This is a genomic window from Corynebacterium cystitidis, assembly GCF_900187295.1.
Lineage (GTDB): Bacteria > Actinomycetota > Actinomycetes > Mycobacteriales > Mycobacteriaceae > Corynebacterium > Corynebacterium cystitidis.
The window spans coordinates 1,413,737-1,431,174 of sequence record NZ_LT906473.1; the positions used below are offsets into that span (position 1 = coordinate 1,413,737).

15 protein-coding genes are annotated in these 17,438 nt (G+C 58.7%); 8 read left to right on the forward strand and 7 right to left on the reverse strand.

Going from position 1 to position 17,438, the window contains the following annotated elements; all coding sequences use genetic code 11:
- Positions 1–109 precede the first annotated feature (109 nt).
- The 5 genes from CKV99_RS06625 to rho are packed head-to-tail and all read right to left on the reverse strand — an operon-like array spanning position 110 to position 5,741.
- Complete coding sequence (locus tag CKV99_RS06625) at positions 110–1,285, reverse strand: glycosyltransferase family 4 protein (RefSeq protein ID WP_092257103.1); 1,176 nt, start codon at positions 1,283–1,285, stop codon at positions 110–112.
- Positions 1,286–1,945, reverse strand: coding sequence for an L-threonylcarbamoyladenylate synthase (locus CKV99_RS06630; RefSeq protein WP_092257101.1), 660 nt, complete (start codon positions 1,943–1,945; stop codon positions 1,286–1,288). It lies immediately after the preceding gene.
- A gap of 26 nt (positions 1,946–1,971) precedes the next feature.
- Positions 1,972–2,814: a peptide chain release factor N(5)-glutamine methyltransferase gene (gene prmC, locus CKV99_RS06635; RefSeq protein ID WP_169872610.1), complete on the reverse strand. Its 843-nt coding sequence runs from the start codon at positions 2,812–2,814 to the stop codon at positions 1,972–1,974.
- A gap of 21 nt (positions 2,815–2,835) precedes the next feature.
- Positions 2,836–3,909 (reverse strand): peptide chain release factor 1, encoded by a 1,074-nt coding sequence (gene prfA / locus CKV99_RS06640; protein WP_092257095.1) that lies wholly within the window; start codon positions 3,907–3,909, stop codon positions 2,836–2,838.
- The gene (gene rho / locus CKV99_RS06645; RefSeq protein ID WP_092257093.1) at positions 3,909–5,741 is read right to left on the reverse strand and encodes a transcription termination factor Rho; all 1,833 of its coding nucleotides are present in this window, start codon (positions 5,739–5,741) and stop codon (positions 3,909–3,911) included. Before rho ends, prfA begins: the two co-directional genes overlap by 1 nt.
- Before the next feature lie 410 nt (positions 5,742–6,151).
- Between rho and CKV99_RS06650 the strand changes: the two genes are divergently transcribed.
- The 8 genes from CKV99_RS06650 to CKV99_RS06685 all read left to right on the forward strand — a co-directional run bounded on the left by CKV99_RS06650 (position 6,152) and on the right by CKV99_RS06685 (position 15,079).
- A complete protein-coding gene (locus CKV99_RS06650; RefSeq protein ID WP_092257090.1) occupies positions 6,152–7,885 on the forward strand; it encodes a long-chain fatty-acid--CoA ligase in 1,734 nt (577 codons plus the stop codon).
- Positions 7,886–7,946: 61 nt separating this feature from the next.
- Positions 7,947–9,095, forward strand: coding sequence for a GTP 3',8-cyclase MoaA (gene moaA / locus CKV99_RS06655; protein ID WP_231910204.1), 1,149 nt, complete (start codon positions 7,947–7,949; stop codon positions 9,093–9,095).
- Between the two features lie 11 nt (positions 9,096–9,106).
- Complete coding sequence (locus tag CKV99_RS06660; protein ID WP_092257087.1) at positions 9,107–10,354, forward strand: molybdopterin molybdotransferase MoeA; 1,248 nt, start codon at positions 9,107–9,109, stop codon at positions 10,352–10,354.
- A gap of 28 nt (positions 10,355–10,382) precedes the next feature.
- The gene (moaC, locus tag CKV99_RS06665) at positions 10,383–10,859 is read left to right on the forward strand and encodes a cyclic pyranopterin monophosphate synthase MoaC (protein ID WP_092257084.1); all 477 of its coding nucleotides are present in this window, start codon (positions 10,383–10,385) and stop codon (positions 10,857–10,859) included.
- Entirely contained in the window at positions 10,856–11,410 is a 555-nt protein-coding gene (gene mobA / locus CKV99_RS06670; protein WP_256232186.1) for a molybdenum cofactor guanylyltransferase, read from the forward strand. Before moaC ends, mobA begins: the two co-directional genes overlap by 4 nt.
- Positions 11,411–11,563: 153 nt before the next feature.
- Complete coding sequence (gene modA, locus CKV99_RS06675; protein WP_092257080.1) at positions 11,564–12,319, forward strand: molybdate ABC transporter substrate-binding protein; 756 nt, start codon at positions 11,564–11,566, stop codon at positions 12,317–12,319.
- Complete coding sequence (locus CKV99_RS06680; RefSeq protein ID WP_231910205.1) at positions 12,320–14,293, forward strand: ATP-binding cassette domain-containing protein; 1,974 nt, start codon at positions 12,320–12,322, stop codon at positions 14,291–14,293.
- 27 nt (positions 14,294–14,320) lie between these two features.
- The gene (locus tag CKV99_RS06685; protein WP_092257077.1) at positions 14,321–15,079 is read left to right on the forward strand and encodes a helix-turn-helix transcriptional regulator; all 759 of its coding nucleotides are present in this window, start codon (positions 14,321–14,323) and stop codon (positions 15,077–15,079) included.
- Here the strand turns inward: CKV99_RS06685 and thrB are convergent.
- Both thrB and CKV99_RS06695 read right to left on the reverse strand, forming a co-directional pair.
- Entirely contained in the window at positions 15,076–16,002 is a 927-nt protein-coding gene (gene thrB, locus CKV99_RS06690; protein WP_092257074.1) for a homoserine kinase, read from the reverse strand. The genes CKV99_RS06685 and thrB overlap by 4 nt on opposite strands.
- An 11-nt stretch (positions 16,003–16,013) precedes the next feature.
- On the reverse strand, positions 16,014–17,351 hold the full coding sequence (locus tag CKV99_RS06695; RefSeq protein ID WP_092257071.1) for a homoserine dehydrogenase: 1,338 nt from the start codon (positions 17,349–17,351) through the stop codon (positions 16,014–16,016).
- Positions 17,352–17,438 lie beyond the last annotated feature (87 nt).

The following is a 17,438-nucleotide window of genomic DNA, read 5'->3' on the forward strand; positions in this document are numbered from 1 at the left end:
CGTAATCTACGCCATCAGGGGATGTTGAGTGTGGTTCTTCGGGGGTACGCGACGATGCGGTCGTAGAGTCATTCACAGCGGTGATCCTACCGAGAGTGCCACCGGTTACCTAGTCGCCAGATGAAGCGATCGCTTCTTCCGTAGCCCGCCGACGTCGGCCAATTTTGCCTTGAGCGACGGGAACTGCAGTCGCCCCCGCCGCCACAGCCAGGAAAAACAACGAAAGTCCAGCCGCAAACCTTGACGGGAAGATTGAAAAGCTGACTGCACCGAACGCTGTTGCGGAAACCCAAAGATAAAGAACAAGCACCGTACGGCGATGGGTGTGGCCGAGGGCAAGTAAACGGTGATGAATATGTTGGCGGTCTGCAGCAAACGGGCTTTTTCCTTGCGAGAGTCGGCGCACCACTGCCAACACCAAATCAAGCACCGGAAGAGCTACAGCAGCAGCCACCACAATGATTGGGCTCATAAGTGCTACTAAGTCCGCAGTGCCGTACAAAGACATGTTAATTTTGCTCGATGCTGAGATGCTCGCGGCCGACAGAAGCAACCCGATCAGCATCGCACCTGAATCTCCCATGAAGATGCGTGATGGCTCGAAGTTATGCGGAAGAAAACCAACGCACACGCCTACCAGTGCCGCACAGATGATAGCTGGCGGATAGGCAGACACAGCACCACCTTGATCATGCAAAACAGTGAGGGAAAACACCAGGATAGCGCCCCCTGCGATCGCTCCGAGGCCAGCGGCTAAACCATCAATTCCGTCTACGAAGTTAATCGCGTTTATCAGCAAAACTGTCACGACGGTACTGAACATCACGCCTTGGACTTGGTCCAACATCAACGTTGTTCCCTCACCGAAGGGGACATAGAGCGACGTCACTGACAGTCCGAGAATGCTCATGAGCAACGCCGCGAATATCTGGCCTATCAGCTTCGTCAGCGCGTTGAGCTCATATAAATCGTCGATCACTCCGACAATCACGATGGCAAACCCGCCCCAGACTACTGCGGTCATTTCTGGGGTGACGGGGGCGAAACCCCGAGTCAATGCCGGTAACTGTGCTGCCAAGTAAGTTGCGGCAAGAAAACCGGAGAACATGGCCGACCCACCCACGCTCGGGGTTGGCAGGGTATGCACGTCTCGGGTGCGGATCTCCGCAACCTTCCCGGTGCGCACCAAAATGGAACGTACTGGCCCAGTTGCAAGGTACGTGATTGCAGCAGCGACTAAAAGGACAAGGCCTAATTCGCGCAGCGGAACGCCAGCGCCGCCCATCTAATTCCTCCGGAGTTGCTCCGCGGAAAGGTTCAGCACTTCCCCGAGGCGTTCGGCACTGATCGCTCCCTCGCGCAGAATTACAGGTTCACGGCCGGAAATATCGATGATCGTCGATGGTTGCCCAATGGAGGCTTCTCCCCCATCAAGATACACCCCCACTGCGGAGCCAAACTGTTGTTTGGCCGCAATCGCAGTAGTCGGTGGCTGTTTTCCGGAGATATTGGCACTTGATACGGCCATCGGCCCGGTCTCACGTAGCAGCTCTATGGCGATGGGTTGTAGGGGCATGCGCAGCATTACTGTGCCACGGGTGTCGCCTAAATTCCACGGCAGGCTCGGGGCCTCCGGCACTACTATCGACAGCCCTCCGGGCCAGAATGCTTCCACCAGGGTCTGTGCTGTCTCGGTGAACTCGCGCACAAGACCTTGAATAGTGTCCCACGATCCCACAAGCACCGGCACCGGCATATCCGGCCCGCGACGCTTCGTGGCAAGCAAACTTACCACGGCATCATTGTTAAAAGCATCAGCACCAATGCCGTAAACCGTGTCGGTGGGCAGCACAACGGTACGGCCCGCACGCACAGCATCCACCGCGCGCGCAATGCCTTCTTTGCGCCCTGCCGCGTCACGGCAGTCGTAGATCTTGCTGACCATAGCCAGGTCGTCTCCTTGGGGTCTCACTATTCTTGTGCAAGCTTACTCGTTATCACAAATCGGTCGCGACCGGTCAGGTCTGTCATTGATTCGGGAGCCTCAAACCCACCGTGCTTCACGACGGCCTCCTGAACCTCAGCACTCGTCGCATCGTCATGTTCAATACCCAATCCCCCACCAGACGCCAGCAGAAAGCCAGCAACCGGCACAAGATCACGGATCACACTCATTCCATCGATACCGGCAAATACCGCCTCCGGCGGATCCGCGTAGACTTCGCGCTGTAAACTTTCTGATTCAGGAACATATGGCGGGTTAGTCACCACCAAATCTACTGTGCCGTGCAGTTCTGCGAGCAAATCGGGGTCAGTCATGTCCCCCTCAACAAGCGTGATGTCTACACCGATTGAATCTGCATTGCGCTGGGCGTAGTCGCAGGCCTGCCTGGATTTCTCTACTGCGTATACACGCGCATCTGGTCGCGCGTGTGCGATATATAACGCCAGTGCCCCCGACCCCGTGCCCAAATCGACCACGACGGGCTCGTCGGCAAGCGCGATGCGCCCGACAGCCCAATCGGCCAGCGACTCGGTCTCGGGCCGCGGAATGAACACGCCGGGGCCAACCGCTAGCTCGAGCGGCCCGAAGGGTGCGGAACCGACGATGTGTTGGAGCGGTTCACGCGCTTCACGACGAGAAACCCACTGCTCAAACTTTTTAAAGAACTCGGAAGGCACCGACTCTACCTGGCGTAGCTGAAGAGGGCGTACGCCCAACAGCTCGGCGGCGAGCCATTGAGCGTCTGCCTCGGGGCTGTCCACCCCTGCAGCCTTGAGCCGGGAAGTGGCGTCTTCAAGGAGATCTTTCAAATCACTGTGCGCAGACAGGGTTTACTCCGCTTCGAGTCGTTCTGCACGCTCGTGGGCCTGCAGTGCAGTAATCAGATCGTCCATATCACCGTTCAAAACCGAATCCAGATTGTTGGCCTTGTAATTAATCCGGTGATCAGAGACACGGTTCTCGGGCCAGTTATAGGTGCGGATGCGCTCAGAGCGGTCCATGGTACGCACCTGCGAAGCGCGGCCCTCGGAGGCTTCTGCCTCTGCCTCTTCACGCTTCATCTGATCCAAGCGGGCTTGGAGCACCTGCATGGCGCGCGCCCGGTTTTGAATCTGTGAACGTTCATTCTGGCAGGTCACCACAATGTTCGTCGGCAAGTGCGTGATGCGCACCGCCGAGTCAGTCGTGTTCACGCCCTGCCCACCCTTTCCGGACGAACGGTAGACGTCGACGCGGATATCCTTGTCATCGATCTCTACGGCCTCGACTTCCTCGGGCTCTGGGTAGACATAGACGCCCGCTGCTGAGGTCTGGATCCGCCCCTGCGATTCCGTCACGGGTACGCGCTGCACGCGGTGCACGCCACCTTCGAACTTCAGTTTCGACCATGCACCATCACGCGACGGAGTCTTCGCTTTGATTGCTACGGTCATGTCCTTCACACCATCGAGGTCGGACTCGGACAGTCCGAGAACGTCCCACCCCAAGTCGTGCTTCTCGCAGTACCGGCGGTACATGTTGGCCAGATCACCAGCAAATAGTGCGGCCTCCTCGCCACCAGCACCCGCCTTGATTTCCATGATCACGTCGTCACCGTCGTGCTCGTCGCGTGGAGCGAGCAAATCAGCCAACTCCTCTTCGAGACGCACGATTTCACTTTCGAGACGCTCCGCCTCCTCAGCGAATTCCTTATCTTCGCTGGCCATCTCCGATGCCGCTTCGTGGTCTTCGCGGGCCTGCCGCAGCGCGTTGTTCACGTTGATAATCGGCTGAATCTCGGCATAGCGTTTCGACAGCTTCCGGAACGCATTTTGGTCACCTGTGATTTCCGGGTCAGCCATCTGGGCCTGGATGCCCTGGTATTCGGCGACATAGTCGTCGACAAGTGAAACTTCGCTGGGCATTAGAGGTAATCCTCCGGTTCCGCATCGGCGGCCATCGGCGCAGATTGAGCAATCTGCATCAGGAACTCGCCGTTCGAATTCGTTTTCTTCAGCTGCTTGATCAGCAAATCAATCGCTGCCTGGGAATCCAGCGCCGACAGAATACGGCGCAGCTTGTGCATAATGCGCGCCTCCTCAGGAACCAACAAGAGTTCATCCTTGCGGGTACCAGACGGATTCACGTCCACCGCTGGGAAAACACGACGCTCAGCAATCTTGCGATCCAGCTTCAGCTCCGCGTTACCTGTTCCCTTGAACTCCTCGAAGATCACGGTATCGCCGGCCGAACCCGTCTCCACCATCGCCGTTGCGACGATGGTGAGTGAACCACCTTCTTCGATGTTGCGGGCAGCACCCAGGAAGCGCTTCGGTGGGTACAGCGCGTTGGAATCCACACCACCGGACAGGATACGGCCTGAAGCTGGAGAAGAATTGTTGTATGCACGGCCCAAGCGAGTGATGGAGTCAAGTAGAACCACGACGTCTTGGCCCATCTCCACCAAGCGCTTCGCACGCTCAATCGCCAACTCAGCAACCGCGGTGTGTTCTGAAGGCGGACGGTCGAAGGTCGACGCAATCACTTCGCCCTTCACAGAGCGCTGCATGTCGGTAACTTCCTCAGGGCGCTCGTCGACAAGCACGACCATCAGGTAGCACTCAGGGTTATTGGTGGAAATCGCATTCGCCATGTTTTGCAGGATCGTGGTCTTACCTGCCTTTGGGGGCGACACAATCAGAGCGCGCTGGCCCTTACCAATCGGCATCACCAAGTCGATCACGCGCGTGGTGAGGATGTTCGGCTCGGTTTCCAAGCGCAGACGCTGGTTCGGGTATAGCGGCGTGAGCTTGTGAAATTCGGGCCGATCCTTCACCTGATCTGGTTGCTGGCCGTTGACAGAATCGACGCGAACCAGCTTGTTGAAACGCTTGCGGTTGCGGCCGTGGCCGTGGGACTGGTTCTGTCCATTCGCGCGGACCTGGCCGATGACAGCATCGCCGGAGCGCATACCAAACTGACGAACTAGGTTGTTGGGGACAAACACATCATTCTGGCTGGCCTTGTAACCAGTGGTGCGGATGAAAGCAGCGTTGTGGTCAACAATGTCGAGGATCCCGCCAACTTCTTGCAGCTCAGCAGGATCCAGCTCTTGGTTCTGCTGATTGTTGTCATTGCCACCGCGGTTGTAATCGCGGTTGTCCTGGTTGCGTCCCCGGCGGTTCCTGCGCCCACGACGACCACGACGACCCCCACCGTCACGGTTGTAGTCGCGATTGTTGTCGCGATTGCTATCGCGGTTGTTGTCGCGGTCCTGGTGCTCGTTCTGCTGATCCTTGTCACGATCACTGTCACGATCACTGTCACGATCGTCGTCACGATCCTTGTCGTGCTGATCTGGCTGATCGTTATTGTGTCGGGCGCGGTAGCGGCGCGCACGGCGTGCTGCCGAACGCGACTCATAACGCTGCTCACCCTTGTTATCGTCACCGGAAGAGTCCGACTTTTCTTGGGCTGCGTCGGCAGCCCCCTTCTCTTGGGCCGCGTCGGCAGCCCCCGCCGGGCGGGTGGCGCGGCGCGGCTTCTTTTCTGCCGGTGTAGCCTCGTCGGATTTCTTTGCCGCCGCCTTTGTCGCAGTTTTCCTATTCGGCACCTTTCCGGTCTGGATAGCCTCAATCAGCTCGCCCTTGCGCAGGGCGGAAATACTTTTGAGTCCCATGTCTGCAGCCATTTTGCGCAGTTCCGGAAGTTTCAAAGCAGCAAGGTTCTGTGTTGCTACGTTATCCGTTTCAGTCACGGAGTTCCTTTCGTCGCTTGAACGCGGTCAGTACCCAAAAGGTGGGTCCAGCGCGGGAAGCTTTCGTGTGGAGTTTGTGGCCCGCTTCCTCGTCCAACGCAAACTTGCGTTAGCACGCGAATTATGACAGGCCAGTATGGGTTTTCGCACCGCTTCACGCCCAGCCCTGATGAGGGGCAAACCTGTTTCGCAGGCTACGCAGAGAGGTGGAAAATTCTACATGCAATAAAGATCGGATCCATGGAAGGAGTCTTTGTTAGATTCGACATCCCCGGACGCGGAGTATATCCGCTAGTGAGCGCTCGAAATTGTGCGCATCACCGATGATCTTGTGCTCTAGTGTAACGCACATTTCACAAAGATGTATTTCCGACCCCCAATAAAAAGGATCCACCGCTAGAGTAGTGTGCATGCTCTCCACCATGCAGCAAGTCCCGATGTCTATTGGCCAGCTCTTAGAGTACGGCTCTACGGTGCACGGATCCACCAAGATCACCACGTGGCGGACGACACTTGCGGAGGAGACCACCTTCGCATCAATCGGCGCGCGTGCGGCTGCTTTCGCACACACCCTGCATGACACATTTGGCATTGACGGAGACCAGCGCGTAGCGACGATGCTCTATAACTGCTCCGAGCACCTTGAGGTGATGTTTGGTGTGGCGGCCAAGGGGGCAATTTTCACTCCCCTGAATAAGCAACTAATGCCGGATCAGATCGCCTACATCATTAATCACTCCGGCGCAGAAGTGATTGTGGTGGATCCGCGGCTCGCGTCCCTGTTGGCGGGCATCGTCGTTAAGTGCCCTGCGGTGCGCGCGGTTGTAGTCACAGGGCTTTCCCCACACGACGAGCTGCGTTCTATGTTCCCCACCTCCGTCGAGATACATTCTTATGAGGGGCTTCTCGACGGCCGCTCCACCATCTACGAGTGGCCGGAACTACCGGAGGACACAGCAGCCGCGTTGTGCTATTCGACGGGTACTACTGGCGCCCCGAAGGCCGTGATGTACTCGCACCGTTCTTTGTGGATGCAGGCGATGAGCCTGCGAACCACGGATTCTTTGGCGATCACGCACGGTGAATCTTTCCTGTGTTGTATCCCGATCTATCACGTACTGAGCTGGGGTGTACCTTTTGCGGCGTTCATGTCTGGCACGCCCCTGGTACTGCCGGATTCGGATGTCTCACCTGAAACATTGGCCAAGTTGATTGCGAGCACCCACCCGCGTGTCGCCCACGGTGTGCCTACTTTGTGGATCCAATTGATGGTTCATTACATGCACAACCCTCCAGAGCGGATGAGCCTGACCGAGATTTATGTGGGTGGCTCGCCTGCCCCTCCAGCGATGATCAAGATTTGGGAGGAACGCTACGGTGTGGACGTGATCCATGTGTGGGGCATGACGGAGACCTCCACAGTGGGCACGGTGGCACGTCCACCGTCGGGGGCATCGGGTGAGGCCCGCTGGGCGTACCGGATCTCTCAGGGCCGTTTCGTGCCCAGCCTGGAGTATCGGGTGGTCAACGATGGCCAGGTGGTCAGTGCTACCGACCGCAACCAGGGTGAAATTCAGGTCCGTGGCAACCTTGTGATCTCCAGGTATTGGACATCCGCTGCGGAAGAGGCTGGCGGTACTGCTCATGAGTTCCGTGGCAACGTCGTCGATAGTGGCGAAGAACTTTTCACCGACGATGGTTGGCTGCGCACGGGTGATGTAGGTTCGGTGACTGAAGATGGCTTCCTCACTTTGTATGACCGGGCCCGTGACGTGATCCGCTCTGGTGGTGAGTGGATTTATTCCGTCCAGCTGGAAAACCTCATCATGGAGGCCCCCGAGGTTGTCGAGTGCGCCGTCATCGGGTACCCGGATGAGAAATGGGGCGAGCGTCCACTGGCAGTCACGGTGTTGTATGAAGAACACGGTCCCAGCGTGGAAATGGCGGAGCAATTGCGTGACCGCCTGCGCGGCGAGTTGCCTAACTGGATGCTGCCGGAGTACTGGACTTTCGTGCGTTCGATTGACAAAACGTCCGTGGGAAAGTTTGACAAGAAGGACCTGCGCCAGCATCTGGCTCACGATAAATTCGACATCATCGCTTTGAAGGGCCCGGGCAACCGCTCCCACCCCAAATCGAATTAATACGGAAAGACGTTTAATAATACTTTGTTTTTCCATTCGATCTTCGTACTATGGGGGCATCATGACCGACCGCACCAGCACTACCATTACCCCACTACCGCTGCCCCTGTCACTGCCCCTGTCTGTGACACCGAAGCACCCAGCCACGCACTATACCGCGCCCGCCGATCTGCCAGATGCATACCCCGATGGCTTACGCCTGTTGGCTGACCGTTTTGGTCGCATCGCCCGTGACTTGCGTGTAAGCCTGACCGACCGGTGTAACCTGCGCTGTACCTATTGCATGCCGGCCGACGGGCTTGAGTGGATTCCCACCGATTTCACGCTTAACGACGATGAAATGATTCGGCTGATCCGGATTGGTGTGGAAAAACTGGGGATTCGCATGGTGCGCTTCACTGGTGGCGAACCTCTGCTGCGCAAGAACTTGGACCACATCCTGGCCGCAACCAAAACACTGATCACCGACGAGGGTGTGGCACCCCAGACCGCGCTGACCACAAACGGTGTGAGCTTGGCGCGACAGGCGCAGAAGCTTGCCGACGCTGGCCTGGACCGGGTGAATATTTCACTAGACACCATCGACCCAGAGCTTTACACCCGTTTAACCCGTCGCAACCGCATTAATGACGTGTTCAAGGCCATCGATGCGGCGTTGGACGCCGGGCTCAACCCTGTCAAGATCAACGCCGTGGTCATGCCCGGGGTCAATAAGGACGGCATTTTAGATCTTGCTCGTTTCGCCTTGGATAAGGGCACCCAGCTGCGCTTCATCGAGCAGATGCCCCTGGGCCCACGCGAAGAGTGGAAGCGCTCGGATATGGTCACTGCCGAGGACATCATTGACAAGCTCAAGCAGGAGTTTGAACTTTCTCCAGCGAAGCAGCCTCGCGGATCCGCACCGGCGGCATTATGGAATGTCACCAACGGTGAATTGGAAGGTTCCATCGGCATCATCGCGAGTGTGACCCACCCATTCTGTGGTGATTGCGACCGCACGCGCCTGACCACTGACGGAGCGATTCGCAATTGTCTGTTCGCCAGCCAAGACTCGGAGATTTCGCTGCGCGATCTGCTGCGCGCCGGGGCCAGCGATGACGAGCTTGCCCGTGCCTGGGCAGGCACCATGTGGGTGAAAAAGCCTGGCCATGGCATAGATGATGAGGGCTTCCTGCAACCGGATCGCCCGATGTCTGCCATCGGGGGCTAAAGTTAGGCCTTATGTCTTCCGGTGAACGCACCATTCAAGAACATTTAGGAGCGGCGGTCGCACTCGCCGTCCCGCGTCTCCAGCGCGGGGTGCGGGTGCGCGACGGCCTTGGGTTAGTGCTTGCCGACGACGCTGTGGCTCAGGTAGCCGTTCCCCCATTCGATAACTCCGCAATGGACGGGTTCATCGTGCACAGCTCTGATCTCTCCGGCACTGGGCCGTGGGAATTACCGGTGATTGGTGATATCCCTGCGGGAAGCCACCCGATTGACGTGGCCCCCGGGACTGCTGCGCGCATCATGACGGGAGCGCCAGCCCCTACCGGCTCTGGTACTGAAGATCTGCTTGTCGTGCCTGTAGAGAACACAAATATTGGCCGCGGCCCGGTCCCTTTGCCTCCAACCGTAGTGATCAAGGAGGCGGACACCTCTCGGACCCATCTGCGCCGGGCGGGCTCTAACATGCGCCCAGGCGAGATCGCTGCGGCTCGCGGCACGCGTATCGACGCTGGTACGGTGGCTGCTTTGATCTCTTTGGGTGTGGACGAGGTCGCCGTGTATGCAGCTCCGGTGGTGGCCGTCATTTCTACTGGCGCTGAGCTGGTGGAGCGCGCCTCGGACGCGTTGGGCCACCAGATCCCAGATTCCAATCGCCCCATGCTGGCAGCACTTGCTGAAGCCAACGGTGCCGGCCACGTCCTTGAGTTTCACGCGGGAGACGACGACGGGGCTTTTCGGGCTGTGCTCGACGAGGCGGCACATCGGGCCGATATCGTTATCACCTCCGGTGGTGTATCTGTGGGAGCGTTTGATGTTGTCCGCACTGTTACCGGTACCAGTCCAAAGATGTGGTTCGGCCCTGTGGCGCAGCGCCCCGGCGCGCCACAGGGACTTGGTACATGGAACGGTACGCCGCTGGTGTGCCTGCCGGGAAACCCGGTTGCTGCGTTCAATTCTTTCCTTACCTATGTGGTTCCGTTAATGCAGGCCACAGCGGGTTTTTCTGCCCAGTCCGCGTTGACGGACCGCCCGCATCTGCATGTGCGTGTCGACGAGCATTTCCCTGCTCCTCACAAGCCGGTGACGCTGCTGGTGCCTGTCCGGCTTGATTTTTCTGAGGCCGGCGTGAGCGCCACCCCGTTTTCCTCATACGGGCCGGGTTCTCACCTTGTCGGGTCGCTGGCGAACACGAATGGTTTGGCTGTTGTGGAGTATGGGGATTCGTCTAATGACCGTTTAGTTTTGCATACCCGCACTTAAGTACCTGCTTTATTTTACGAAGGACGTTATGAAATTTACGCACTTAAATGATTCCGGCCAGGCTTATATGGTCGATGTGACGCAGAAGCAGCCGACTATCCGTACTGCCACAGCCGAGGGTGAGGTGGCGTGTTCAGCTGAGGTGATGCAGGCACTGCGCGACGGCACGGTACCGAAGGGCGATGTGTTGGCCGTGGCCCGCATCGCTGGTATTTCTGCGGCGAAGAAGGTGCCTGAGCTTTTGCCTCTGGCTCACACGATCGGTGTGCATGGTGCCGCTGTGGACTTGGAGTTGCGGGAGGATCACGTGTTTATTTCCGCTACTGTGCGCACGGCTGATCGCACGGGCGTGGAGATGGAGGCACTGACCTCCGTGTCTGTTGCTGCGCTGGCGATCATCGACATGGTCAAGGGTGTGGACCGTTCCGCTGTGATTCGCCGGATGGGCATTGTTGCGAAATCGGGCGGGCGTTCCGGTGATTGGTCGCGAAAGTTGCCCCAGTGATCAGGCTCGGCGTAATCATCCTGGCTGGCGGCCGCTCCACCCGCATGGGGGCAGATAAAGCCCAGGTGAAGGTGGACGGGGTACGTCTGGTGGACCGCGTTGTAGCAGGGCTTGCCGACGACATCCCCTACGTGGTGGTTTCACCTTATGATCTGGGGATCCCGACGGTGAGCGAGGATCCTCCTTTCGGTGGCCCTGTCGCGGGGATCGCTACTGGCGCCGCGGCATTGGATACGGAGTTGAAAGCAGTGTTGTCGGTGGATGCTCCAGACTCCCCCGCGCTGTTGGATAGCTTGAAAGGGGCGCTGGAATCGTCGTCAAGCGATGTTGCGGTGGTGCAGGCAGCCGATGGATTTCTGCAGCCGTTGTGTGCGCTGTGGACAGCCAGCGGGCTGGACGCTGCCCTAGACGCGCTGAGCGATCCACGCGATAAGTCCGCGAAGAAGCTGCTGCTTGCTGCGGGTTCTCGTGTAGAGGTGGCAGGCGACGGCCGTGAGGTGGACTACGATACCTTCGCTGAGCTTGGACAACTTGGCAAAGTTGAACTGTAACTAGACAGATATTGGCAGGCTGGGTACGACAGCTTCCTCCGCAACGGAGACCTGTTTCCGCTTTTGCGGTTTAATTCAGTTATTTCTTTTGTTTTTGCGCTTCTAACGGGGCTATTATTGGGTACATTCTCCTGCCTTGAAAGGATTGCTGTTATGTTTCGGCCCGCTCGGCTCGTCGCTGTTATTGCTGCCTGTGGCGTGGTTGTTACCTCCGTTGTCGGGTGTGCCTCCCCAACGTCGTCGCCCTATGATGAAGGTTTGACGGTGTTGGGGGCGTCGTCGACACGCGTGATTAATGAGGTTGTGGCAGATTATGCAGGCACCGATTTGGAGTTCGTCAATGCGGGATCATCGACTTTAGTCCAGCAGCTTGCAGACGGTGCGGACGGTGACGTCCTGATCACCGCTGACCGTGAAAGCATGCAGCGCGCACATAACGATGGCACTGTGACCTCCCCGCAAGTGGTAGCAAGCAACACTCTGGTTATGGTGGTACCCGCGCACAATCCGGCGAATATCACGAGCGTGACAGATCTGAACGACGACGCGACAGTGGTTTTCTGCGACCCGCAAGTACCGTGCGGTGCGGCAACCGAAGACCTCTTAGCTGCCAATGAGCTCAACGTTACAGCGGATTCTTTGGAGCATGCGGTGGCTGATGTCCTAGGGAAGGTGATCTCCGGGGAGGCCGATGCTGGGTGGGTCTACCGCACTGACGCATTGGCGGCCGGTGAGCAAGTCAGCACCGTGGAAATTCCACATGCAGACGATTTTCCCAATGAGGTGATGGCGGCGGTGACCACGGCCACGGATGCCCCCGCAGAGGCGGAATCACTGGTGCAATTGTTGGTCAGCCCCGAATTTGCCCAGGTATGGCAGCGCTTCGGATTTACCCCGGTGGCGACGTAAGTGCCAACGAAGCAGGCGATACCGAAGCAGGCGATACCGTCGCGGCTGGCGCCTCCCACTCCATGGGTGGCCGCCGGCCTTGGCGCGGTTGCCCTGGCCTGGATTGTCGGGCCGGTTCTCGCCCTCGGTGTTCGTGTGCCGTGGGGTCGCATCGGCGAGGTAGCCACAGCACCCGAAACCCGCGACATGTTAATGATTACGCTGGCGGCGGCGATTCAGGCCACGCTCGTGACCGTACTGCTGGGGCTTCCGCTTGCTGTATGGATGCAAAACCTTCGGCGCGGGCGCCATCTTGTCCGGTTGCTGGTTCTACTACCCCTGGCTATGCCCCCGGTGGTGGCAGGGTTGGCACTGACAGCTCTGATTGGGCGTCGAGGTGTGCTCGCCCCGATACTTGATGCGGTGGGGTATCATTTCGCTTTCGAGTTCGCTGGTGTCGTGGCCAGCCATGTGTTTGTGGCGTTGCCATTTGTCGTCGTCACACTCGATGCAGCTCTGCGCCAGATTGATCCAGAGATTCCGGCATCGGCTGTCGGCGTGGGATTAAGCCCCAGCCGAGTCCTTCACCAGATCACCCTGCCTACCATCGCGCCGGCCCTTGCTACTGCGGCAGGGTTGGCGTTTGCGCGTTCACTCGGCGAGTTTGGCACCACACTCACGTTTGCAGGCTCAATGCCGGGGGTCACCCGTACCATGTCATTGGGTATTTACCTGCTGCGCGAAACTGACCAAGGTGCTGCGTACGCGATGTCTGCCCTGCTGATCGTCTTGGCCCTTGTGTCGCTTCTTTTAGGGCAGCTACCTGCCTGGTTTCAGCGCACACCTCCCCCAGCGGCACGTACCATTGGCCAGGTTGATGTGGAGCGCCTGCGCGCGCTGACCCGGCCCGCAAGCAATGGCACCAGCGTCACAATCGATCACACCGTCATCCCGGCGGGTCGAATCACCGCGATTGTGGGCGCAAACGGCTCCGGGAAAACCACTCTGGTCAGCATGATTGCGGGCCGCCTCACTGGGGCCACGGTCGCACTGGGAGACACAATCGTTGATCAGCCCGGGATGCGTCCGGTCCCCGCGCACAAGCGGGGTGTGGTCCTGTTAACTCAGCGCCCCGGCCTGCCGCGCACCATAACGGTGGCGGGCGCGATCACCATGGTCACAGGGGATGGCAGCAAAACACGCGCGCTTCTCGACGCCGCGGGCCTCGGAGAGCTGCAAGACGTCCCTGTTCCTGCTCTTTCCGGTGGCCAAGCCGCACAAGTAGCACTAGTGCGCGCCCTCGCAGCGAAGCCTGAGGTGCTCATCGCCGACGAGCCCTTGGCCGCAGTCGATGCTGTCTCTGCTCGGGGGTGGCGGCAAGTGCTGCGAGCAACTGCCGATGACCGCACCACGCTCATGATCACTCACAACCCGCTGGATATAGCAGGCTTGTCGGAGCATATGATCGTGATGGACGAGGGAAAAATTATCAGTTCCCAAAGCACCGCAGCAGAACTTGCGGTTCCGTCCTCAAACTTTGTTGCCGGGTTAGTGGGACTCAACCGCCTAACCGGAACCATGAGCACTATCTCTAATGCTATGATTACGCTCAATGCCAATGGAACCACCATTGCCGGGGTTGTTTCGGAAGAGGTGCTAGAATCGCGCACCCTGACTGAAGGAATGCCCGCGGTGGCCACCATCGCCCCGGCAGCCACGACCGTCCGGCTCCCCCGCCCCGCACCATGCGCTGACGATCCGACAGAATCGGCCCGCAACGTGTGGTCTGGGACAGTAGAAGCGATCGACAACGCACCAGGTGGCACCCACGTCACCCTCACGGTGAATATCGGGGCGGGAACCATCACGGTTCCGGTAACGCGGCAGTCTGCGCTAGAACTTGATATTGAGCCTGGCATGGAACTCGAGTGTGTCACCAAAGCACTCAACGTCTCGGTGCACCCGCAGCGTGGCGGACCGCACATGCGGTCATGAAACAGTCTTTGAAAGGTGTGAATCCACGTGGACAGCATTACTTATCCACGTCCGGCAACTGATTTGCTTCCAGAAATGCTTAAACTGAGCCCGAAACAAACGGAAGTGCTTGCCACGCTCCAAAGCTTTCCTCGCGGTGCGCGAGCTGCCGACATTGCCGAACGTTTAGGAATGCATGTAAATACTGCGCGTGGTCACCTCGATGAGCTGGTAGCAAAAGATGCAGTGCGCGTAACCTCGGCACCTGCTGCGGGACGCGGCCGGCCATCGCTCATCTTCCAAGTACGTGTTCCTGACAACCGCACCATCGCGGAAGAACACATCGAACTGATCGAACTGCTGGTGGGCCTAGTAGAAAATTCTTCAAGCTCCGACGAAGCGGTAGAGCGTGCCCGAGCGGTCGGCGCCCAGTGGGCAGCAACAATAAAAAGCGAAGAGGAAACATGGTCCACCGCAGCCGACACCATTGCGGGCCTAAATCAACGCCTGCGGGAGATGGGATTCGATCCCCAGGTTGTCGAACATGGTACTCACTGCGCCGACGATCCCATCAGCGATTCATCCCCATCGGCTGAGATTACACTGCACTCCTGCCCGTTCGTATCCGCCGACGGCACCACCCCGTCGCCCTTTATCTGCGCTGTCCATGAGGGATTCTTACAAGAACGCATCGCACGTTACGCAAATGATCACGTCAACCTGGAGCTAAAAAGGTACACCCCAACCGAAACATGTACGGTCAAGGTGTTTGCACCAAACACGCGAGACGTAGCCGCGGCGAATTAACTGCGTGTGACGTCTACTTGTACTGGGCCTGCAATCTCAAGATCGAGAACGCGCAAGCCCATTTCTTCTGCCTCATCCAGCAGCTTCTGCTCTACCCCACCGGTGGAAAGCACCATCACGGTTGGGCCAGCACCCGACAGGTACGCTGCGTAACCACGGTTGCGGAGACGGTTAACCCACTCCGCGGTCACAGGCAGGACATCCGCGCGGTAGGGCTGGTGCAGGCGATCACGCGTGCCCTCCCACAGCAGCTCCGGGTGATGTTGTAGCGCCACTGTCATCACTGCCGCGCGCGAAACGTTGAAGCGAGCATCCATATGCGTAACGTGGTCCGGAAGCACGCGGCGTACGGCCACCGTGGAGGCGTGGAAGTTCGGCACTAGCGCAGTCGCCTTGATGGATTCGTGCACTGGTATCGAAACAGCCTTGTAGGCCGGCTGGGAGATACCGTCGACTGGGATCTCGGTCCACGACACCACAGCATCACCTAACACAGAGGCCGCAGCATTATCGGGATGCCCTTCAAATGCGCTGGCCAGCTGCACAACCTGGCCAGTAGTTAGGGGGTTTCCCGCTAACGCGTTTGCTGCCACCACACCGGAAACGGCAGCTGCCGCCGAAGAGCCCAGGCCACGCGACTGTGGAATATTATTTGTGCACGTTACTTTCAGGCCGGGCACCTCCGCGCCCGCCTCGTGCAACCCAGAACGGATTGCTTTAACAACAAGGTGGCTCGAATCACGTGGCAGATCATCTTCACCCTCGCCGATCACGTTAACTTCTAGCCCGGCCGCTGTGACCTCCACCTCGACGATGTCGTAGATGCCCACAGCCAGGCCGAGAGTATCAAAACCGGGGCCCAAGTTTGCAGACGAACCTGGCACCTTTACCGTGGCTTTTAGCCCTACTTCCAGTTCTTTCATGCCGGATACCCTTAGGCGTCTAGGCGGATGACGGAGCGGACCTCGCGCACGTCCGACAGCTCTGCGAGCTCCTCGACGATAGCGCCCAACGCCTTTTCCTTCGCTGAATGCGTCACGACGATCAGTCGAGCCGCATCGGTATCTTCGACCTCTTCCTGGCGGACAGTGCGCAGGGAGATGCCGGCCGCGGAGAAACGCTCGGCGATATCAGCAAGTACACCCACCCGGTCATCCACCATCATGTCGATGTGGTACTTGGTGTCAACCTCACCGAAGTCAGCGATCGGGTGATTAGCGTATGGGTTCTCACCTGGTGCGCGGCCACCGTGGACCTTGTTGCGCGCAGCACCGATCAGGTCACCGAGGACCGCAGAAGCAGTCGGTGCACCACCTGCACCATTGCCGTAGAACATCAGCCGTCCTGCAGCTTCTGCTTCAACGAAGATCGCGTTGTAGGACTGGTCCACACTCGCCAATGGGTGGTCGTTAGGCACCAAGGTGGGGTGCACGCGCGCGTTGACGGACTTGTTGCCCTGATCGTCGACAAGCTTTTCACAAATAGCCAACAGCTTGATGGTGTAATCAGCGGCGGTGGCAGCCGCGATATCGTCGGCAGTGACCTTGGTGATGCCTTCGCAGTACACATCGTCGAAGGTTACGCGGGTGTGAAAGCCCAACGAGGCGAGGATAGCGGCCTTCGACGCAGCATCATGGCCTTCCACATCGGCCGTCGGGTCAGCTTCGGCGTAGCCCAGCTCGGTTGCCTCTGCCAGCGCATCTTCGTAGGTAGCGCCGGTGGACGCCATCGCGTCCAAGATGAAGTTGGTGGTGCCGTTGACAATACCGGAGATGCGCTGGATCTGGTCGCCCGCCAGTGAGCGGCGCAGCATCCCCACCACGGGGATCGCCGCTGCTACCGCGGCCTCGAAGAAGAGGTCCACGCCGGCCTTGTCCGCGGCCTGAGCCAACTCGTCGGCATGAGCTGCTACCAGTGCTTTATTCGCGGTGACCACGGACTTCCCGGATTCCAGCGCCTTGAGGATAAGCTTGCGCGGGTAATCGATGCCACCGATCACCTCGACAACAACATCAACATCGTCGCGAGTGACAAGCGACTCAGCGTCGTCCGTCAACAATGACGGGTCTACGCCCTCGCGCGGCTTGGAGAGGTCCGAGACTGCCACACCTTTGACCTCGATGGGGCCACCAATGCGGTTGTGGTAGGCGTTGGGGTTCTCGGCGATCAGGCGCAGGACCTCCGTACCGACGGTACCCATGCCCAGTACGGCCACGCCGACAGGCTGGCCGAGTCCCTTGCCCTGATTGAACGAGGCGGAAGTCGCAGTCATGATTCTCCTGTTGATTGTTGAATGGTAGCTAAAATTTTTGGCGCCGAGCAGGCTCTAGGAGCCTGCAAAAAGCGTGCACCTGCAACA